Here is a 20403-nt window from a genome sequence, read left to right on the forward strand (position 1 = left end):
TGTTCACATGAAATGGAATGCTATATTATACGGCCTTTTGTTCTCAGGGTTAGGAGTCTTCTCCTATCTCCTGCTAGCCAATTATTCCGAATTACCACCTCAGGTAGCGGATATGCTTTATTCCAAAGGCGCCTTTATCTTTTTCATAGCCGCCTTCAATGTCCTCGGTTACTCCACCTTGCGGCTTAGCTCCTGGTTAAATAATCAGTATGCACTGAACCTCCGCAAACGCTGGAAAATCATCATGATTTATATAGCCGTAACACTGCTGTTCCTTCTACTGAACTATAGTCTGCTGATTGTCGGGAAGCTTTTGGTGGGTTCCTACAACATCTTTATTTTTCCCAATGGCGGTTGGCGCATCCTCATTCTGGTGTGGCTGGTAGAATTAGTAATCGTGGGACTACTTCTATCCAATCGTTCCATTCAGAATACATTAAGATTGCAACAGGAAGCCGCCGAACTGCAAAAGGAAAACAATACAGCCCGCTATGCCGCCCTGCAAAACCAACTTAATCCGCACTTTCTGTTCAATAGTCTCAACACGCTGATTGCCGAGATAGAATACAATCCAAGCAATGCTGTCCGTTTCACCAAACACCTGTCCAGCGTCTACCGCTATGTCCTTCAAAGTCAGGATAAAGCCTTGGTTCCTCTAAGTGAAGAATTGGATTTTATGAAATCCTATCTCTTCCTGCACGAAGTACGGTTAGGAAACTGCATCAACTGTGAATGTTTTATTCCCGATGACTATTCTGATGCCATGCTCCCACCCCTGACTTTGCAACTACTGGTGGAAAATGTCATTAAACATAACTCCATCACCCAAAGCAAACCCATGCAAATCAGCATAGGAATAGAGAATAATTACCTGATAGTAAACAACCCAGTCCAACCTAAAAAGAGCAACGAGTCCTCTTCGGGAGTAGGATTAGAAAATCTTTCCAACCGCTGCAAACTGATGCTCGGCGAGGAAATCATAGTCATCAAAGATAATCATTTATTTACTGTAAAAGTACCTTTAGGATATGAGTAAACTGAACGCAATCATTATAGAAGATGAAGTACCCGCAGCACGTCTGCTACATTCCATGATTACCCGTCTGCGCCCGCAATGGACACTGACCATCATACCGGGTAGTGTGGACGAAGCTGTAACTTGGTTTAAAGAAAATCCACAGCCCGACCTTATCTTCCTCGATATCCAACTGGCAGACGGAAACGCATTCGATTTTCTTTCGGCTGTGCATCCTTCCTCTGTCATTATTTTTACGACTGCTTACGATAAATATGCCATCCGTGCATTTACCGTAAACAGCGTAGATTATATACTGAAGCCTATCGATGAAACACGACTGCTTGATGCCATCATCAAATACGAGACTTTACAAAACAAGGGAATCCCCCAACCCCAAGAATATCTGGATACTTTGCTGGACACCCTGCAACATAAAGAAAGACGTTACCGCACGCGTTTCCTCATTTATGGCGCCGACCGTTTCTGGTCACTCCAAGTAACGGACATCGCCTATTTTTATTCTGAAAACAAAGTTACTTTTGCCGTCACCAAGAAAGGACAGGAACACATTATCGACCTATCCCTAAACAAACTGATGGAACAACTGGACCCTGAACAGTTCTTCCGTGCCAACCGCCAAATCATTATCAGCATTGACTCCATAGACCATGCCGAACCTTACTTTAACGGTAAGATAGTAGTCAGCGTCCTTCCTCCTTATAAATCACAAATCACCATCAGTGAAGAAAAACTTTCTTCTTTCAAGTTATGGCTTAATTATTAAAACCGTAACTTATCACATTCTTTTGAGGGTAACATTTTACAATATATGTATGGGCTTATGCGTACGTACATGTAGCCCGATGCGGACGTACGTGTAGGCTTATGCGTATATACGTGTAGGCCGATGCCACCGTATGTGTAGGCCGATGCGTACGTCCACTCACCACCCCCCATCAATAAGGCGTTTCAGCAGTCAATGAAAGGAGGAAGGAAGAATCACCTCACATGATTGGTTTTTGCATTCGGGAAATATTGCTTTATCCGCTTGCACATCCATGCATAACTTTCCTCACCTACCGAGTCGTCTGCACGAAACATAACGGAAGCATTCTTACCATATTTTTTCTGATAATGCTTCAATGTCTTCCAACTGATATTATATATACGTTCTTTCGGCTCATTACCTACGGCACCAATCAATAACTCGGTGCCATCTATACCAAACTTTCTCGGACCAAATACACTTACCATATACGGGCAAACTTCATCCACGTCACTAACTCCTTTTGCCACATATTCTTCACACAAATCATCTAATGCCGACTTTATATCCTTCAGCATCTGAAGCACTAATTGCTTGTCCGACTTCACATCATACACTAAGCGTAGAAAATGAGGTTCATCCTTTCCATTCTGACGAACGTCAGCTTCACGAGCAGAACGCAATCGTTCCGCTACTGCCCGGCGAACATCAAAGGGCCTTTTGCGATAATCATTATCAAACAAAACCTCATTGTTACCATTGATAAAGATTCGATGCACTTGCGTCGTACGCCATATATAGCACCCCTCCGGGGTGCGATGATGTTCCCACCATGCATCCGATTTCTCTTTAAAGAATTTAGTCATTGAAGCAATCTCTTCAGTCATCCTGCTTTGTGCCGCCGTGTCTTGAAGCAGTGCATCCTGTGCCACAACTTCCACTTGCGACAACATTTGTTTTTCACTCATTTCGGGCTGTGCAAAAGCATATACCACCCCTGCTGCCACGGGAACAGCCAGCAATATACGTAGCCGTACCCATCCGTTACTTCTTTTTTTAAGCATCATGCCAATACGATTTTTAAGTTTACTATGATCGAAGCCATTGGCCATAGAGTAGAGCCTTGTGCCAACAGCTTTTTTTACTAATAATAATTGGTATTGAACCATATTTACCCCCGACAAAATTACTCCTTCATCGGCCTCATATTCGTGCAAATCACGCAATTCCTTCCACAATACCCACGTCATCGGGTTGAACCAGTGGAAAATAAGCAGGCAATGCATCCATCCCAAATCCAATGTGTGGTAGTAAGACAAATGCATCTTTTCGTGTATCAGAATGAGTGAACCATCTTGCCGGTAATCTTCTTCAGACATCACAATATATTTCCACCAACTAAAAGAACATACTTCCCCAGGAATAATCACTAATCGAAATTTTCCTTCTCTCTGCACCGGCTTACCATAGATAAGATGCCACAACCGCCCGAAGGAATAAGCAAAGAACAAAAATACGCCAACGGCACCCATACCATACAAGAGACTCACAACGGTCAAAAGAGACAGACCATATATTTCTTCTGCTTTTCCTTGTTGAAGCGATAAATATTCTGCTCTTGTATCCCATCCGCTTTCTGTCGGGAATCCGGCAACAACCTTTGGACCATCCGATGGCGTTTCTTCAAGTATTTCCCCTACCATCATGACTGACTGTTGAACCGGCGAGGGGACACTGACCGATACAGGAATTAGAGGTATGAGCCAACAAAGCACTGTTCCCACCCAAAAAGCCCAACGGCTAAAACGAAAATGAGTGATGTCCTTCAACAATGTGATATACAACATTGTAAAAAGAAACAGGCAAACACTACTCTTTAGAATGAAAAACAAGAAAATTCCCATAAACACCTCCTTATCCTCTGCCTTTTTCGATGCGGGCTATCAAGTCCTTTAATTCATCCAGTGGCATCCGTTCTTCTTCTATCAATTGAGACACCACATTTATATAAGAATTATCATAAAATTGTGAAACCACTTCGTTCAATGCAGAACCTTTGTATTCGGACTCGCTTATAATAGGATGATACTGATATGTATTCCCATAAACTTTGTATCCCACAAAGCCTTTTTCTTCCAGTCCGCGCACCAATGTGGATACGGTATTATAATGCGGTTTCGGTTCATTATACAATTCGAGTAAATCACGGACAAACATAGGGCCTTTGCTCCAGAACATCCGCATAATCTCTTCTTCTTTAGGGGCTAAACGTTTCATAAAAGCTAACGGTTTAAAGTTCTGAGGCGAATATAACTAATTAAAATCAATAAACAACTAATCTAATTAGTTATACTACTATAATTATTAGTTATTAACTACATTGTTTTAGTTTAATAGGATTATTAACAAAACAAGTCCGGCACAGTTATTCATCAACCTGCCGGACTTCTTTTGTTATGAGCCTCCTTTTATTTCCTTCTAAGAATTGGAATCTGAATATTGAACGAACTTCCATCCTGCTTCATATTCAATGGAGTAATGGAACAAGCCGAATAAAGAACAATCGGATCATCATTTTTATCCAACACTAATTGAGGCCGTTCCAACCGATCCACCTCCATACGCTTTCCATTTTTCAAGATAATTTCTTTATTCATAAACAAAGAATGCTCAGGAAGTTTCCAATGTATGCCATCTTCAGAATACATCATAGCCAACCCCGGTTTGCCTTTTGTAAATCCACCGGTAAAATCTTTAAAAACGGCATAGAAACAGTTGTCTTTCCGGTGATACCATACAAACGGGTCTTCGGCATTCAACTTCTGGTTATCCCCCGTTTCAAACTCAAACACATAGTCATCCTGCACAATAAAAGGACCTTCGGGAGCATCGGCTATAGCCACTCCATGCACACCACGCCAAGTAGGATCATAAACATTTCCTTTAAAATAAAGATAATATTTCTTTTTTAAAGGATGATATACCACTGCCGGATTGACCAAAATGAGATTATCAGGCTTGGTTACGGTTCCTTCAGGTGAGGGTTCCAGCACATTATCAGGCTTCACCCTTGTACGCGGAGCAAGCAGGGGTTGCTCATTACATGAAAATTTACCTTCCAGTAATTCTTTTATGGAATTAAAGCAAAGCACTCCCAACTTTTGATTTTGCTGGAGCCTGTCCCTCCTGCTTAACTTTCCCTTTACATAAGCACCCTCACCCGGATCCACCGTAGCGCAATAATACAAATAGTACTTTCCGTTATATCTCTTGACATGCGGATTGTGAACCGACTGTGAATCCCATGAACGGCTATCCGGATGATATCCATCTTTGTTATAGACAATACCTATATCTTTATATCCCCCATAAGGAGAGTCGGACACGGCTACTCCAATCATCGAACCCAGCAACCAAGCGTCTATAAATCTAGGGTGCTCCGGTCCTGATTCCATAGCGGAATAAAATAAATAATACTTTCCATCTTCCTCTGCCTGAATAGCCGAACCACACCAAATAAAATGATCCTTCAATGAGAAAGCGGAAAAGCCGGACGGAAATTCCGAATCTCCCCGTTGAATCAATTCCAAATTGACCGGACCGGCCTGCCAGGTATGTTGCGCCCACCCTTGCAACAAAGCAAGGAAGGCGAAACAAACAAATAGTATTTTTCTTTTCATATTCATCACTGACAGATTATTCATTACTGATTTTCTTGCAATAATTTACTCCTAACACATCATAATGCTGCCGGATGCTCTCCAAACGGGTACAGAATCTTCCATAATCCTTATTTTCCTTTTTACTCCACGCCACCTCGGACAAAGCTGCCACACGCGGATAAAGCATATACTCCATCTCATCAAGCGCCGACATATACTCCGTCCACAAATTGGCCTGCACTCCTTTAATATGTTTGGCCTCATCCACACTCAGGGCTTCAGGAACCGGATGATAATGATAAGCTTTCTCCAAGGTAATCACCCGATTGGGATTTCCAATTTTCTTTTCATTGACTTTAGACTGAAGGCAATTGAAATACATATAAATATTAGGAGACATAATGACATCATATCCGGCTTTCGCGGCATGAATTCCCCCTTTCTCTCCCCGCCATGACATCACAGTAGCACGTTGCGGAATGCCTCCTTCCAATATTTCATCCCAACCGATAATTTTCTTTCCTTTAGCATTGAGATAGTTCTCAATCCGATTGATGAAATAGGTCTGTAATTCAGCCTCCTTTGTCAAATGTTCCTGCTTCATTCGCTCCTGACAGTGTACACAATTCTTCCAACGGATGCGTGGAGCCTCATCCCCACCTAAATGGATATAACTGGAAGGAAATAGTTCCACCACCTCATCCAAAATATTCTGCATAAAGGTAAAAGTAGACTCCTTGGTACAATAAATATCATTGAAAACACCCCAACGGCCTTCCACTTCGAAAGGGCCTCCCGTACAGGAATATTCAGGATAAGCAGTCAGTGCCGCTACGCTATGTCCCGGCATTTCTATCTCAGGAATAATTTCCACAAAACGCTTCTTTGCGTATGCTACTACTTCCTTAATGTCTTCTTGTGTATAGAATCCGCCATAGCGTTTGGTATCCCACTCGGTAGGATTATCCCACATATATCCCACAATCGTTTTCTTACGGTAACCGCCAACGGTAGTCAGTTTGGGATATTTCTTGATTTCGATACGCCACCCCTGGTCATCAGTCAAATGCCAGTGAAGGATATTCAATTTATGAAAAGCAAGCAAGTCAATGTGACGCTTTACATCTTCCTTCGGAATAAAGTGGCGGGAAACATCAAGCATCACTCCGCGATAAGAGAATGCAGGCGAATCTTCTATCACCACACAAGGAATATTCCATTTTACTTTTTCCGCCACCAGCCGGTCACTTTCAATGGCAGCAGGCAATAATTGGCGCAAAGTTTGAAACGCATAGAAAATGCCTTTAGGGGTCTTGGCATCTATATGGATAGAAGATGAAGAGACTGTCAGCCTGTATGATTCCTCATTGGGAAGCGATGTGTTAAGCCGGCAACGGATTACATTGGAAGAACGGGGGGTAGAAGAGACCTCCAATGAGAACCCGGCAGCCCTGTCAAACAACTCATTCCAGAAAGATACAGCATTACGCATCTCCTCGTTATCTACTGACAAAGTAATTACAGTTTTGTCATTTACCGTAAAGTTGCCTCTTTTTTCGATACACTTCTGCGGCATCGGGATAATGGATACCGATGCCTGCAAAGTACCGAACAACAACACTAAAAATGAAAAGGTTAGAATTAATTTCTTCATGGTTTATTTTTATTTGTTGGATAATTCGGACTATATAAAAGATTCTTATTGCGGATGACCAACTTGCCATCTTTCACCCACTCCTCTCCTCTTTCCTGCAAATGTCCGGCCATCGCTTTCCGCATCTTTTCCAATGTTTTTCCGGAAGCCTTGACTTTTGACAAATCATGCAATTCGTATGGGTCTTTTGACAAATCGAACAATTGTTCCTCACCTGTACGGAAAAACCAGATATACTTTATTTTTCCATCCGTCAAGGCACACCAATAATTATCCGCCCAATAAGCGGTGGAATGTTCTATATCAATATATTCACGCCAGGGAGCTTTCTCTTTTTCCAATAAAGGAAGTAAAGACAGACCGTCCATTTCTTCCGGAATCCGGCAGCCGTTCAATGCCAGGAAAGTAGGAAGCAAGTCGCGTAACTCCACCGGAGCCTCTATTTTTTCACCGGGTTTCAGGCTACTCTTCATGTTTTCGGGTAACTTGACAATAAAAGGAATAGCTGCCGAGCCTTCATAAGCATACGTTTTACGCCACAAATGATGATCTCCCAACATATCGCCATGATCGGCAACAAAGCATATCAACGCATTGTCATACATCCCTTTCTTTTTCAGTTCATCCACGATACGCCCTACCTGCTCGTCAATAAAAGTAACCGAAGCGTAATAATACTTACGAGAATTCCGGGCATATTCCACTCCATAGTTTCCTACAGCCGCTTCAGGATTTTTTTCGGGATGAGTATCTATTGCCAGATCCTTGCACCAGTCACCTACAGCAGGGGCGGGTATTTCTCTGCCCTCATACTTATCCACTATTCGCTGAGGGGGATCATACGGACTATGCGGGCGGGCAAAAGATACTTTCAGGAATAAAGGCTGTTCAGAAGAATAACCTTTTATCGCCTCCACCGCCCTGTCTCCTGTCCATACAGTAGGATGCAACCGTTCGGGCAAAGCATACGCTTTCGCTCCGTGGGCATTCCACTCCACCCCCGTACTGTCGGGATTCAGACCGAAAGCCTGCGTATTGAACCATTTACGATAATCACTCATAAAATAAGGAGACTCCACACGTCCGCTTTCATCCAGGATAGTCGCTTCGAATCCATGCAACACATTCTGCGGATGCCAATGCATTTTTCCTATTCCCAATGTGTGATAACCCAAGTCTTTTAACATCTGCGGCATTTCATATTGATAATGCTCCGCCACTTGTCCATATCCTAACAAGCCATGATGCCAGGGAGACATACCCGTGAGCATACCCGCACGTGCCGGAGTACTGCTTGGAGCAGCAGTATAGGCATTACAAAACAAATGTCCATCGGCCGCCAAGCGATCCACATTTGGAGAAATCACAGCTTCATTTCCCGCACACCCCAATGCATCCCAACGTTGTTGGTCAGTCATTATCAAGATGATATGCGGTTGTTTCTTTTCCGGTTGTGCAGCCTGTCCGGACATAGCGGACAAAACAAGGCTACCGGCCATACACCATCCTACATAGTTATACTTTTTCATTACTTATCAGTTTTTAGAAAATAAAATATCCAATTCCGCTACCCCCATGCTCTTTTGGCCACCTACTGTTGACAATGCACGGAAACGGATATAGCGTCCTTTATGCGTCTGCCGGAAAATCACCTGCTGTTCTACAGGATTGTTCTGAATATTGGCAAAGTCTCCACAGGCTGCCTCCTCCCATCGGGTTCCATCCAAAGAAATTTCAACCCTATATTTTACAATGATTCCATTAGCCCATCGTGCCTGATCGGGCAGATAACTTATACCGGTTATTTCCTTTTCTGATTTCAAGTCAACCTCAAGCATGTCTTTTCCAACCCAAGTTGTATGCTGGTTTTCATCAAAGACAAGTGTACCGGCTTTATCAGGCAAGGTGCTCCAGTGAGCCTTACTACCGGTAAAGGTACGCGTAGCAGTTGTTGACTTTTTCTTTCCGTCCACCGCTACCGCTTTAATAATCCGATCACCGTCTGCCGGAACAGGCGACTGGTAACGAGAGCTTACACCCGGTTGCGGTTCTTTACCATCTGTAGTATAATAGATAGAAGCATCCTTATTGCTGCATACCAACTTCACCTCTCCATCCTTATTTCTGGTAATCACAGGAGCATCCAGCGGAGTTTCCGCTTTAAAGACCTGTATTTCTGCCAGACAAGGTGCCTCCCATGCATCTGTTATCCGTATTCGCAGACGTGAAGCAGTAACTTCGGGAAAACGCAGAATCCGTTTATAACCGATAGTAGTCTGTTCATCCAATTTCTGCCAATTTCCATTATTAAAATATTCTACAACAAACTGTTTTACTCTTTGCCCTTTCTCAATAAACTCTTGTAACAGTAAACGGTTGAAAGTTAATTCTTTTCCAAAATCCACTTCCAGTACAGGTGTTTTTGTATCAGCTTCCCAATATGTACTTCGATTACCATCCAAAGCATATTTCAATTTCTTGCTGTTCCCGCCTATCGTCTTCATCTTCTTATCAACAAGATTCTTCTTTAGTTCAGAGGTATATCGCCGATGCCATTCTACCAAGCGCAAGGAATCCTGCTCAGGAATCAACCCCTCCTGATTGGGAGTCAGATTAAGCAATAACAAGCTGTTACGCCCCACACTCTCATAATAAATATCGGTCAATTTGGACAATGACTTCAGTTTATGATCCTCCGAGGCATGATAATACCAACCGGGGCGGACAGATACATCGGTTTCTGAAGGAATCCATAACGTACCATCCGCATGTCCACGCATCCACTGCTTACCATTTGGTATTCCCTTATCATAAAGCTCCGGCTTTCTCACTGTACTCCAATGCTCTTCCAAAGCATATCCTTCCTCATTGCCTACCCAGCGGATGTTCTGTGCACTTCCCCCATGCACCACACAGTTGGGTTGCAATTCATATACCATTTCAGTCAAAGATTCCCATGGGTAGTAATCTGCGGCAATCTTTCGGGTATGTAAGGAATCTGTACTATAATAACCGCGACCCCCATTGGCGCCATCAAACCAAAACTCATACAATTCCCCATAATTAGTCAGCAATTCGCGCAACTGATTGCGGAAATAAGTGATGTATTCCGGTTTTCCATAATCAGGATGGTTACAATCCCAAGGAGAAAGGTACAGCCCCACTTTCATTCCATATTCATGACAAGCATCTACAAATTCGCGTACCAAATCGCCTTTTCCGTTTTTCCACGGAGAATTCTTCACACTGTATTCCGTATAAGCCGACGGCCACAAACAAAACCCGTCATGATGCTTGGCGGTAAGAATCACTCCTTTCAGCCCCGCTTCCTTGCAAGTCCGTATCCATTGACGACAATCCAACTTAGTCGGCTTAAAGATGGCAGGGGACTCATTGCCATACCCCCACTCCATGTCCGTATAAGTATTCACACTAAAATGAACAAATGCCGTTGTTTCCATCTGCTGCCACTGCAACTGTACCGGTGTAGGTACAGGCAAGGTCTGTGCCTTTACCGGAAAGCATAAAACTCCCAATATGGCACTTAATAAAAATGTCTTATTCATTATCTTTATTTTACAAAGTCAGTATCGTTATATTGGATTTGCAATTTCTTCAGTTCTGCCTGCATATCGGTCAATACGCCACTATAAGCAGGATCATTGATTACATTATGCATCTCGGCAGGATCTTTTTCCAAGTCATAAAGTTCCCATGCATCAATGTCATTGTAGAAGTGAATCAATTTATAACGGTCTGTACGCACTCCATAGTGACGCTTCACCATGTGTTCGGCAGGGTATTCATAAAAATGATAATATAATGAGCGGCGCCAGTCGGCAGGCTTCTCCCCTTTCAGTAGCGGCAATAAAGATACTCCTTGAATATCATCGGGAACCTTGACACCTGCCAATTCCAAAAAAGTAGGTGCATAATCAATATTCTGTACCATTTCGGTTATATCACCTTTCCGGTCAAATCCTTTCGGCAAACGCATTATCAACGGAGTACGCATGGATTCCTCGTACATGAAACGTTTATCAAACCATCCGTGCTCTCCCATATAAAATCCTTGGTCTGATGTATAGACGACTAATGTATTATCCAACAACTCGTTTTCTTTCAGATAATCAAGCACACGCCCTACATTATCATCCAGTGATTTGACTGTTTTCATATAGTCGCGTATGTAACGTTGGAATTTCCAATTAGCCAACTCCTTTCCTTGCAGATTCTTCTGATAAAAATCATCAATCACAGGACCGTAGAATGCATCCCATGCCGCACGCTGTCCTTTATCCATACGTCCAATAAAGCTTTCATATAATGATTTCAAACGTGTTTCCTTGTCAGGACGGAGCATCTTCAAGTCATAAATCATATCCATATCTTTCACAATACTCATCTCCTGAGCTGCGGCAGCTTCACGTCCCTCATAATCGTCAAAGAAATTATCGGGCAAAGCAAATTCTTTATCTTCGTATAAGGCCAGATTACAGGTATCCGCCATCCAATTACGATGAATTGCCTTATGGTGAATGAGCAGACAGAAAGGCTTGTCTTTATCCCGTTTATTTTCCATCCAGTCTATGGCATCATCGGTAATCAAGTTAGTGATATACCCATGTTTCTGAATGGTATCATTGGTTTGTGTGATGAAATCCGGATTATAATAATCACCTTGTCCGGGAACTATTTCCCAATAAGTAAAGCCTGTCGGCAAACTTTCCAAATGCCATTTGCCGATTAATGCCGTCTGATAACCCGATTTCTGCAATAGTTTCGGAAAAGTCTGCTGCGAGGAATCGAATACACAGGTAGAGTTATCATAGAATTTATTGGCACAACTATGTTTACCCGTAATCATACAAGCTCGGCTGGGCCCACTCAACGAATTTGCGACAAAACTGTTTGTAAAACGTACCCCTTCATTAGCTATCCGATCTAAGTTGGGCGTATCCATATAACGTTTGTCATAGCAACTCATCATTTGAGCCGTATGATCGTCTGTCATAATGTAGACAATATTCAAAGGTTTTTCTGTTACCGGCTCCGTACAGCTGGTCAATGCGGATAAAGATAATATCCCGCCATAAAGTAATTTGTTACAATGTTCCATAAATGGTAATGACTTAAAGTTTTAAAATAGAGGATTCCTTTGTCGCCAAACAATCGGACCTTCTATTTATATGGCAATCGGGAAAGGGATGTTCCTAAAAAAATAAAATGTTTTTTTGAAAATTGTATTTTGAGACAGGGCAAACGTTCAATAATTTACACAACCTTTCGTGGAAGGAATATAGCGCATTTCTATAATGATTGTATCATGATGTTGCGAATGCCTCTACTGTATAGTCTTAAGAGACTTGCAAAGGATATAAAAGTTATGCTTCTTCGCCTTATGAGCAAGCCTTTTCTTCCTTACTGGTAAATCCTTTCTTGCAGTTATATACTATAGTCTCCGCCAATGGACTATACAGTCCATTACAGTCGTCTATACAGTCCATTATAGTAGACCCTACAGTCCACTAGCGGAAACTGTAGTAGATAACCTGACAAAAAGAGTTAACGATAAGGCAAAAAAGCCTTAGTATTCCCTATGTTTCCTGATAACCGGCTGTGCCTACGAAACATAGTAGATAGGCGCAATCTCACATGTATTACACGGATGAAAGACATGAATGGCACAAAAGATACCTTTTTTAGTGGAAAATGAGAGCAATGCCCTCACTTTTTCCCTTATCTCTCACCTGTATCTCTCATCATTGAAACGCCTTGTATATATGGGTTTCAGAGAAATAGGTGAGAGCATGAGAGATAAAACACAAACATAAAATTAATAGAGAGAATCAATACAATTACAACCACCTGCGCAGACTGTTGATTCAAAAGGCATATAATATCGCTTACCGTCATGGGTAAACACTTTTGGATCCGGATTGGCTGGAAGAAGGTATAGAATTCATATCCCCAGCCATAAATACAGGTTTCTTCATAGAAGCGATTTCCTTTAATATCATTTCAGCAGAAGTTTCCTGATCGGCAGGAGTCAATGAAAAATAAGTGGCTAAAAATATATATTTCTCATATTCTACAATTAATAGCACACGAGCTTCTTCGTGCTCGGGCAATTGTGCACATTATAGTACATGATACGCAAACTGTCACCATGATCGAAAGCATAAGCTTTCCCCACACATAAAACGCACAATAAACACATTAATACACATTTCATCTTCCCTTTATTTATATAGATTAAACCTTACTATTTTAAAATCGCCACTAATAAAAAGATTAAAACAAATACTCTTCTTCCGGCAGATTGGACCCTACTTCATCAAAAGGCAGCCGTGGAAAGTTCTTGATATATTGAAACACTTTAGCATCCGGTTTGAATCCTTTTAATGGATCTGAAGAATCCACAAAACCCGGATCTGAATTTGTTACCCAATTATTATGTAAATCCAGCCACTCCGTGCGTCCATGTACCACATTACCTATCTTATAGAACAAATTTCCTTCTATCACATTTCCTTCCGGATAGGAAGCATCATTCTCCCAATATTTGCTTAATGAAGGGTAGGCAACACTATATGGTGGATTCTGATAATTGACAGCTTGCAAGCGCTGGTCTATCACTCCACCGGGGGCTATCATACCTTTTCCCCAGTTCTGCATACGGTTATCTACATGTATGGCGACCGGAGAATCAATAAAAATATTATTTGAATAATGATTATCATGCCCTCCACCTATAAGTACAGGCAAAGAACCGGCCTTATAATAAATATTTCCATAAACGGTTGCCCCACAAGCCCCATCATCATGATAAGTGGCCGTAACACGATGGCGAGGACTTAATTCATGAAAATAGCAATAGCGGATTATATTTCCTTGTTCTGAAGGATCACGGCCATAATATACCGCACCTTGATCATCCACTTCACTACATACGTTCGTTATATTGCACAATTCTATGACATGATTATTACCATGAAACAGGATTGCCATACTGGGAGCATCATAGATGTCACATTTAGAAACATGATTGCCCACGCCGTCTATCCATATACCGGGGCGATAGGACTTCTCAATCCGGTTATAATGATGTATCCGGCAATTCTCCACATAGTTTCCGGCAGGAGTTAACGAAGCCCTGTCTCCTCCTCCCAAGCTGATACCTCCGGCACCCACATTATAAATATGACAATCCACCACACCATTCTCTGTTCCACCCTCACGGTCAAACAATATATTCTGATAAATCGTTCCCATTAAATCACCTACCACACGAGAAGCAGGTTCTCCTCCTAGCTTATGCCCTTGCTCGTTACCTGCCAACAAAGTTCCTTTCCCTATGGATATGCCTACTCCACCCATATTGCGTATAACACAATTCTTTATCAAAGCGTGATGAGTATTCTCCATATAAATACCTATGTGACGACCATACTGGAAAGTGATGCCTTGCACTACGACATCTTTACAATTCTCAATCGCCAGCAATGGGCCTTCCAATATAGAAACTTGCAGATTATTCACCTTTTCATCGGGAAGATAAACATACATCTTCCCCCGTGTGGCATCCATTACATATTCACCCGGTTTGTCCAGTTCTTCCAACAAATTCAAGGCGAACCATTGACGCCAAGGCGCTCCGGTCATAAAGCCATATACCGTATGCTGTGCCGTATGAATAGTTTTCCGCAATGTGTCTATCCTTGCCACACGAATCATATCATCGGCATAACCATGTGCAAAATATCCGCTTATCCACATATTCTCTATATTTCTCCAATGAGACGGACGCTCTTCGGCATAACCAAATATGGGATAAGGTGCTTCCTTCCCATCTTTAGCAATGCCCGATTCATCTATTTTACCAATCAATACGGTAGAGTCATTCGGCCAACGAGAAATATGCAAAGGCTGTCCATCTGCAAAAACTTCAGTCCATGCCGCCTCGCTAGGACGTCCGAATCCTGTGGCGTGCAAATCAGCCATAGCTATTCCAAGTTTTTTTAAATCTATTTCTTTCACCAATTTCTTGACTTGCGGTTGTAGAAGATTCAATACAGACTGGTCTTTTACTGATTTAAAATGTTTTCCGGCTATCTGTGTACCACCTGAAATAATGACTCTCTCATCTTGATAAGGGTGAATCGAAATATTATCCCGGTTTATTTCTATAGTTGCGGTTTGTTCATATGTACCTGCACGAAGTATGATTTCAGCACTCTGAGGAGAATTTGTTTCCTTAATTCTTTCAAGAGCCGTTTGAATACTCTTCAAAGGATGTGACAAAGTGCCTTCGGCAGAATCGTTTCCTTTAGGAGACACATAAAAAGTTACATCATTTGCAGAAATTCCGCAAACAGAAAGAAGCAGCAAGCCTGCCAATATAATTTTTCTTATTTTCATTGTTTATTTATTCTATAATTTCACCTATTAATTATCTTCCCCAATATTTGGCAATACTTATTGACAACATAGATGCTAATAAAATTCTTGTACTATTCATGACCATATAACTTTATTTTTTATTTATCGAAAAGTCCGTTTATGCTTCCTAGTACTTCTTACATATATATTTTTTAATGGATTAAAAACCATCGTTTGATATTCTATAGCACAATCCGAACAGAGTATAAGTTATTTTTTCGTCTCTACATTGAAATCGTTCCAGCCACTAACTTTCCCTAGTACTCTTTTCCCCAGTTGCTTCACTTTCATATTGGGCTTACCGGAATAGATTTCCTTAACCTGAACTCCCATACCTGCAAGTCGGACAACATATTCTTCATCCGTTTGTGTGGAGAAAGTCAAGACATTATCCTTTCCTGTCTTAGCAAGTACTTTCTTGCCATCTCTGTATCGCAACACCTCACATTTCCTATTGCCCCAAGGATTCTGTATCCTACACGGATTCCCTTTCAAACTCTTTATGCCGACTTGTGTTACCTCAGCTTGGCCATTTCTACCAGCAGAAACTACAAATGCCCCTCTTGCCAACAAAGTAAATGACATAGGAATAGAATCCCATACAGAAGGCACAGCAGGAAATACTCTGATTTTCCCCTCGTTACTTTGAAGCATCATTTCATTTATGCCCGTACAATAATTACTCATTGGCTCCATGCCACACTGAAAGAAATCATGCGAACGTATCACATAAGCATCCTTCAACAAATTGTGCACAGAGGCAAGGTCGTAAATATTGTCAGGATAACCGGTCACATTGTGCATCAATCCTTGCGGATACATCTGATGCACATTCACCCCATTCCATATATACTTCAAGGCCGCATCCCCCTCTCCCATTCGCGCGGCTATCTGCGGATAAGGATAATGCGCGTTACACTCGTCGTCGTGCTTCAACAGATTCACAACAGCTTTTCCCAAGCGAGTGTCTTTATCATCCATGCCAATCAGCCCTGCCGGAAAAACTACAGCTCCACCGTTACCCCAAATCCACGGAGAATAACGTTTTTCCGTATAATACTCCTCGGCAGGAGAGGTAACTTCACCACATTCGCCAAACTGCTGATAGCCTCTTTCCCATAAGTGACTGAGCACGTGGCGCCACTGTTTCACCTCATTTCTGTCTACATTCAATATTTCGGCCGCACGGATACAATCCTTGAAAAGTCTTTCGATGCAGTTGCGGTCACTGATAGGATTCTTCACATAAGCGATAGGAGCCGACTCATACAAAGAAGCCTTCAGAAAATATTCATTTTTTTCTTCATCCCATTCCAACTTATCTAAATAGAAATGAGAAGTTTTCTTCATAAACGTATATGCCTTTTCTTTCAAGAAATCCTTATCTCCCGTAAATTCGTAATAATCCCAAAAGAGAGAAGCTATCTGCGAAGCAGGGGTAAAATTATTCCTCAGATAGTGCTTGTCCTTTCCCCATTGTATGCCGTTGAAGTTATGCGCTTCGGTAATGAGCAACGCATCATGCTCCGCTCCATACTCCTTTGCCAGTTCTTCGGCAAACGGTATCATCTTGAAGTATGTGTCTAGGTAAGGTTTCATCAGCCGCCAATCGTTTTGCGCACACAGTCCCCAATATTCCTGCTGCTGGTTCCAATGATGCGGTGCCCCCCAGTTGAGTACATCACGGTTCCAACGCCACAGCCCGCCATTGAAAGCTAACGGAAACTCACCTCGCGAACCTGCCGACATCAGATAGCGGCGCAGGTAATAGATATTCTCCAAATAATCATCACCCAACTTCACAAACGAATTGGACCAGAAATTGCGATACCACTCATCTTTCTCGCGACGCAATTCGTTTACCCCCTTCGCTTCCGCCTCATCAAGTAACTTCTTTGCCGCACGTACCGGATCTTCGTCCTCGCGGTCAGTCACCACGCTAATCATAATCGTGAATTTCTGTTTATCTGTCCTCCATTCGGTACGGCGCATATTCACTGTTTCCGGTTTTCCGGACGACTCCACCACCCTGCAGGCCACAGCAAAGTGCAATCCACCATCCGTTTCTTCCAATATCATTTCGCGAGCATCGGCCGCTGCACGCGTTTTGCCAAGCCCCACTGAAGGACTCTTCGCAAACCAGCCTCCATACCATCCAGTAAAGGAACGGCTACCCAGCCTTTCTAACGAAACCGTAGCTACCGAACGATCTCCCAGCATTTCAGAGTCGGGTATATTCTCACATTCCACTATCCATACATTACGATCTTGCGCCAGCCAAGTACGAATAGTTGTAGCGGAATAACCCGTAACTGCACGGTACGTATTTTCGGCATTCGCCAACGATAACCTTCCTTCAAACTCTTTCAAGTGCATCCAACTGAATACCGGCGCACCAAAATCAATCTTCAGACGAGCCGCATGCCTCAATAATGACATTCCGTATTCTTCCGGTTGTGCCTTTGTCCACAAATCATTTTTATTGATTTGCAGTTCGATGCCATTGTCGTGATTCCACACCATGCCGCCTATATCACCATTACCCATCGGAAAGCCCTCCGCTTCCAGTTGCATAGGTGAAAAATAAACGATATCATGTTTGGAAAGGTAATTGCCATTCACCTCAAAAGGAGCTGACTGCATTTTTAAATAGATATAATCCGTATTTTGCGAATTCGCTGCCATTCCTCCGGCAAGAAAAGAATACAGTATAATCTGTTTTTTTATATTCATGGTATTTACAAAATAAAGATGTACTTATCTAGACAAAAGATGTTACATACACAAACAGAAAAGACATAAAAGAGAAAGGTTCCTTATACACTCTCTTTTATGTCTTCTCCTTAAAAATGATTCTATTTTTTATATTAATATCCTATAGCCGGTTCATTAGCTATTTTACTCCAACCCGGATTTTGATAAATCGTTGAACTTTCCAAGTCGTCAGGATTTGAGGAGGTAAGTGTAAAGTTAATAGCAGAAATAGGCTCCAAATAGTTGGCCGGTATCCAAGTATAACCATTATATAACAAGTTATTCTTCTTTACAATTTGATTAACACGCAAATAGCTGCTGTTTTCTTTGTTGGATACATTAGGTTGCTTACCCGAAGAACCTTCCGGAATCAACAAACTATTACCAGATTCATCCACATACAATTTTTCCAGTTCGCCCCCCCATAAATTCAATCCTTCAACTTGATAATTTTCCACTTGGTCCAAAGCACGCCAACGCTTCAAATCACGCATACGGGTACCTTCACTCATTAGTTCTACGCGTCTTTCACGACGAATATTATATAAGGTGGGGTCTACTAACTGACCGGCAGAATACTTAGCCCAATCATTTTCTTTAGACAAATCGGTAGCAGCAATTGTCATATCGATATTATCAGACACACCTGCACGACTACGAATCTCCTTCCAATACTTTATCGCTTTTGCATCCAAGCTTCCATTTTTTTCATAGCAAGCTTCAATATAATTCAAGTTAGCTTCAACAGATCTGAAAAGAAGACATCCATACGTATTGACCGCACCAGAACCGATTACAACTTGAGCTGGGTCATAAGTCAAGAATTTACGAACCGTATAACCTGTCGGGCATCTATCATTGGTCTGCTCCAATATCTTAGGATATTTATATGTTTCATATGGATCAAGTCTTGAACAATCACTAGGAGCACCCATAAATAACTGTAAACGGTCATCTCTGTCTTTTTTAACATTTTCAATCGTCATGTCACCAACATAGCCAGAATTTGGCGCATAAATAGGCAATCCATTTTTCATTAAACATGCATCTACTAAACTACGAGTATATCCTAAATCCCCTCCTCCTTTGCAAAGATAAGAACTTACACTATGAGTAACACCCTGCACAGAACTGTATGCTCTCCAAAACAAAACCTCATCTATCGGTTCCATATCAACAGCCGAAAACATTTCAAAATAAGGATTCCAGTTATAAGGATTCGAGTCCGGATTGTATATACCGGTATTTTTTGTCAATGAAATGCAATCGGCTACTTGAGCAGAAGCATCCATTGCCTGTTCCAAAAACCAATCTACTTCCTTGTCTATATCAATAGAAAAGCCAGCATTATATTCTTGCTGTGCTCCTGGCCATCCCGGACCGCCCGGCACACGGTCTGTACCTTTATGGTATTTCAACCAGGTAGCCTCAAACAAAGCTACACGAGACTTAAACAACAATGCCACATTTTTTGTCAATCTATTCTTACCATTATCGGTAGTCAATGACATCAATTCAATAGCTCTATCTAAATCCTCTATAATAAAACGAGCCACTTTATTACGAGGCTGTCTTTTACTTTCCTCCTTCAACGCTTCTGTTTCATCAGGTAATACTTCCGTTACAATAGGAAAATCACCGAGACTTACCAATTTATTGAAATACTGGTAAGCACGCAAAAAATACATTTCTCCAATGTAATGTTTTATCATTACCCCATCGCCTTTTATACTTCCGGCCTCATACTTGGGTAATACTTGTTGGAAGAAATAATTAGCTTTACGGATTTCTGTAAAATCCCATACTCCTTTATCAGCAGGAGTACGTTTCTCTCCCGGTACCCACAACGCGGTAGAAGCGTCCGTTGCGGCCTGGTCATCCGAATCGTTATCAGTTTTTACTAAAGAAATGTCAAAATTAAGATAAGATGGAAATTTGTATTGTTGAATAGAATAGGCAGCCAAATCACTTTCTGAATTAAAATAAGCATCCGGGGTTATTTTATCCAACGGTTCACAATCTAGAAAATCATTGCAGGATGTCAATACCACTGAGGTAAATAACATGGCTACAGAAGCTACTGTATTTTTTATGTAAGACATATTAT

12 protein-coding genes are annotated in these 20403 nt (G+C 41.8%); 2 read left to right on the forward strand and 10 right to left on the reverse strand.

Going from position 1 to position 20403, the window contains the following annotated elements:
* Positions 1-7 precede the first annotated feature (7 nt).
* A complete protein-coding gene (locus tag QYT14_RS10800) occupies positions 8-1036 on the forward strand; it encodes a histidine kinase (RefSeq protein ID WP_288324854.1) in 1029 nt (342 codons plus the stop codon).
* Complete coding sequence (locus QYT14_RS10805) at positions 1029-1802, forward strand: LytTR family DNA-binding domain-containing protein (RefSeq protein WP_288324853.1); 774 nt, start codon at positions 1029-1031, stop codon at positions 1800-1802. The genes QYT14_RS10800 and QYT14_RS10805 overlap by 8 nt, the downstream gene beginning before the upstream one ends.
* A 215-nt stretch (positions 1803-2017) precedes the next feature.
* On the opposite strand, the gene QYT14_RS10810 is transcribed toward QYT14_RS10805, so the two are convergent.
* The 10 genes from QYT14_RS10810 to QYT14_RS10855 all read right to left on the reverse strand — a co-directional run bounded on the left by QYT14_RS10810 (position 2018) and on the right by QYT14_RS10855 (position 20398).
* Positions 2018-3688 (reverse strand): M56 family metallopeptidase, encoded by a 1671-nt coding sequence (locus tag QYT14_RS10810; protein WP_289307481.1) that lies wholly within the window; start codon positions 3686-3688, stop codon positions 2018-2020.
* A 10-nt stretch (positions 3689-3698) separates the two neighbouring features.
* A complete protein-coding gene (locus QYT14_RS10815; protein WP_237038568.1) occupies positions 3699-4061 on the reverse strand; it encodes a BlaI/MecI/CopY family transcriptional regulator in 363 nt (120 codons plus the stop codon).
* Positions 4062-4252: 191 nt separating this feature from the next.
* Entirely contained in the window at positions 4253-5488 is a 1236-nt protein-coding gene (locus QYT14_RS10820; RefSeq protein WP_289307091.1) for a glycoside hydrolase family protein, read from the reverse strand.
* A complete protein-coding gene (locus tag QYT14_RS10825) occupies positions 5481-7100 on the reverse strand; it encodes a beta-N-acetylhexosaminidase (protein ID WP_288324849.1) in 1620 nt (539 codons plus the stop codon). The genes QYT14_RS10820 and QYT14_RS10825 overlap by 8 nt, the downstream gene beginning before the upstream one ends.
* The gene (locus tag QYT14_RS10830; protein ID WP_288324893.1) at positions 7097-8599 is read right to left on the reverse strand and encodes an arylsulfatase; all 1503 of its coding nucleotides are present in this window, start codon (positions 8597-8599) and stop codon (positions 7097-7099) included. The genes QYT14_RS10825 and QYT14_RS10830 overlap by 4 nt, the downstream gene beginning before the upstream one ends.
* 36 nt (positions 8600-8635) lie before the next feature.
* A complete protein-coding gene (locus tag QYT14_RS10835; RefSeq protein ID WP_288324848.1) occupies positions 8636-10666 on the reverse strand; it encodes an alpha-L-fucosidase in 2031 nt (676 codons plus the stop codon).
* A 5-nt stretch (positions 10667-10671) separates the two neighbouring features.
* Positions 10672-12219 carry a sulfatase gene (locus tag QYT14_RS10840; protein ID WP_288324847.1) on the reverse strand — a complete coding sequence of 516 codons (1548 nt, stop codon included), beginning with the start codon at positions 12217-12219 and terminating at the stop codon, positions 10672-10674.
* Positions 12220-13394: 1175 nt separating this feature from the next.
* On the reverse strand, positions 13395-15521 hold the full coding sequence (locus tag QYT14_RS10845) for a right-handed parallel beta-helix repeat-containing protein (protein ID WP_288324846.1): 2127 nt from the start codon (positions 15519-15521) through the stop codon (positions 13395-13397).
* Positions 15522-15752: 231 nt separating this feature from the next.
* Positions 15753-18275 (reverse strand): glycoside hydrolase family 95-like protein, encoded by a 2523-nt coding sequence (locus tag QYT14_RS10850; RefSeq protein WP_288324845.1) that lies wholly within the window; start codon positions 18273-18275, stop codon positions 15753-15755.
* 134 nt (positions 18276-18409) lie between these two features.
* Complete coding sequence (locus QYT14_RS10855) at positions 18410-20398, reverse strand: RagB/SusD family nutrient uptake outer membrane protein (protein WP_288324844.1); 1989 nt, start codon at positions 20396-20398, stop codon at positions 18410-18412.
* Positions 20399-20403 lie beyond the last annotated feature (5 nt).

Source organism: uncultured Phocaeicola sp., assembly GCF_948499155.1.
Lineage (GTDB): Bacteria > Bacteroidota > Bacteroidia > Bacteroidales > Bacteroidaceae > Phocaeicola > Phocaeicola faecalis.

Coding starts and splice junctions, on each gene's coding strand:
- QYT14_RS10800 (WP_288324854.1), top strand. CDS start 8: ATGAAATGGAATGCTATATTATACGGCCTTTTGTTCTCAGGGTTAGGA.
- QYT14_RS10805 (WP_288324853.1), top strand. CDS start 1,029: ATGAGTAAACTGAACGCAATCATTATAGAAGATGAAGTACCCGCAGCA.
- QYT14_RS10810 (WP_289307481.1), bottom strand. CDS start 3,688: ATGGGAATTTTCTTGTTTTTCATTCTAAAGAGTAGTGTTTGCCTGTTT.
- QYT14_RS10815 (WP_237038568.1), bottom strand. CDS start 4,061: ATGAAACGTTTAGCCCCTAAAGAAGAAGAGATTATGCGGATGTTCTGG.
- QYT14_RS10820 (WP_289307091.1), bottom strand. CDS start 5,488: ATGAATAATCTGTCAGTGATGAATATGAAAAGAAAAATACTATTTGTT.
- QYT14_RS10825 (WP_288324849.1), bottom strand. CDS start 7,100: ATGAAGAAATTAATTCTAACCTTTTCATTTTTAGTGTTGTTGTTCGGT.
- QYT14_RS10830 (WP_288324893.1), bottom strand. CDS start 8,599: ATGGCCGGTAGCCTTGTTTTGTCCGCTATGTCCGGACAGGCTGCACAA.
- QYT14_RS10835 (WP_288324848.1), bottom strand. CDS start 10,666: ATGAATAAGACATTTTTATTAAGTGCCATATTGGGAGTTTTATGCTTT.
- QYT14_RS10840 (WP_288324847.1), bottom strand. CDS start 12,219: ATGGAACATTGTAACAAATTACTTTATGGCGGGATATTATCTTTATCC.
- QYT14_RS10845 (WP_288324846.1), bottom strand. CDS start 15,521: ATGAAAATAAGAAAAATTATATTGGCAGGCTTGCTGCTTCTTTCTGTT.
- QYT14_RS10850 (WP_288324845.1), bottom strand. CDS start 18,275: ATGAATATAAAAAAACAGATTATACTGTATTCTTTTCTTGCCGGAGGA.
- QYT14_RS10855 (WP_288324844.1), bottom strand. CDS start 20,398: ATGTCTTACATAAAAAATACAGTAGCTTCTGTAGCCATGTTATTTACC.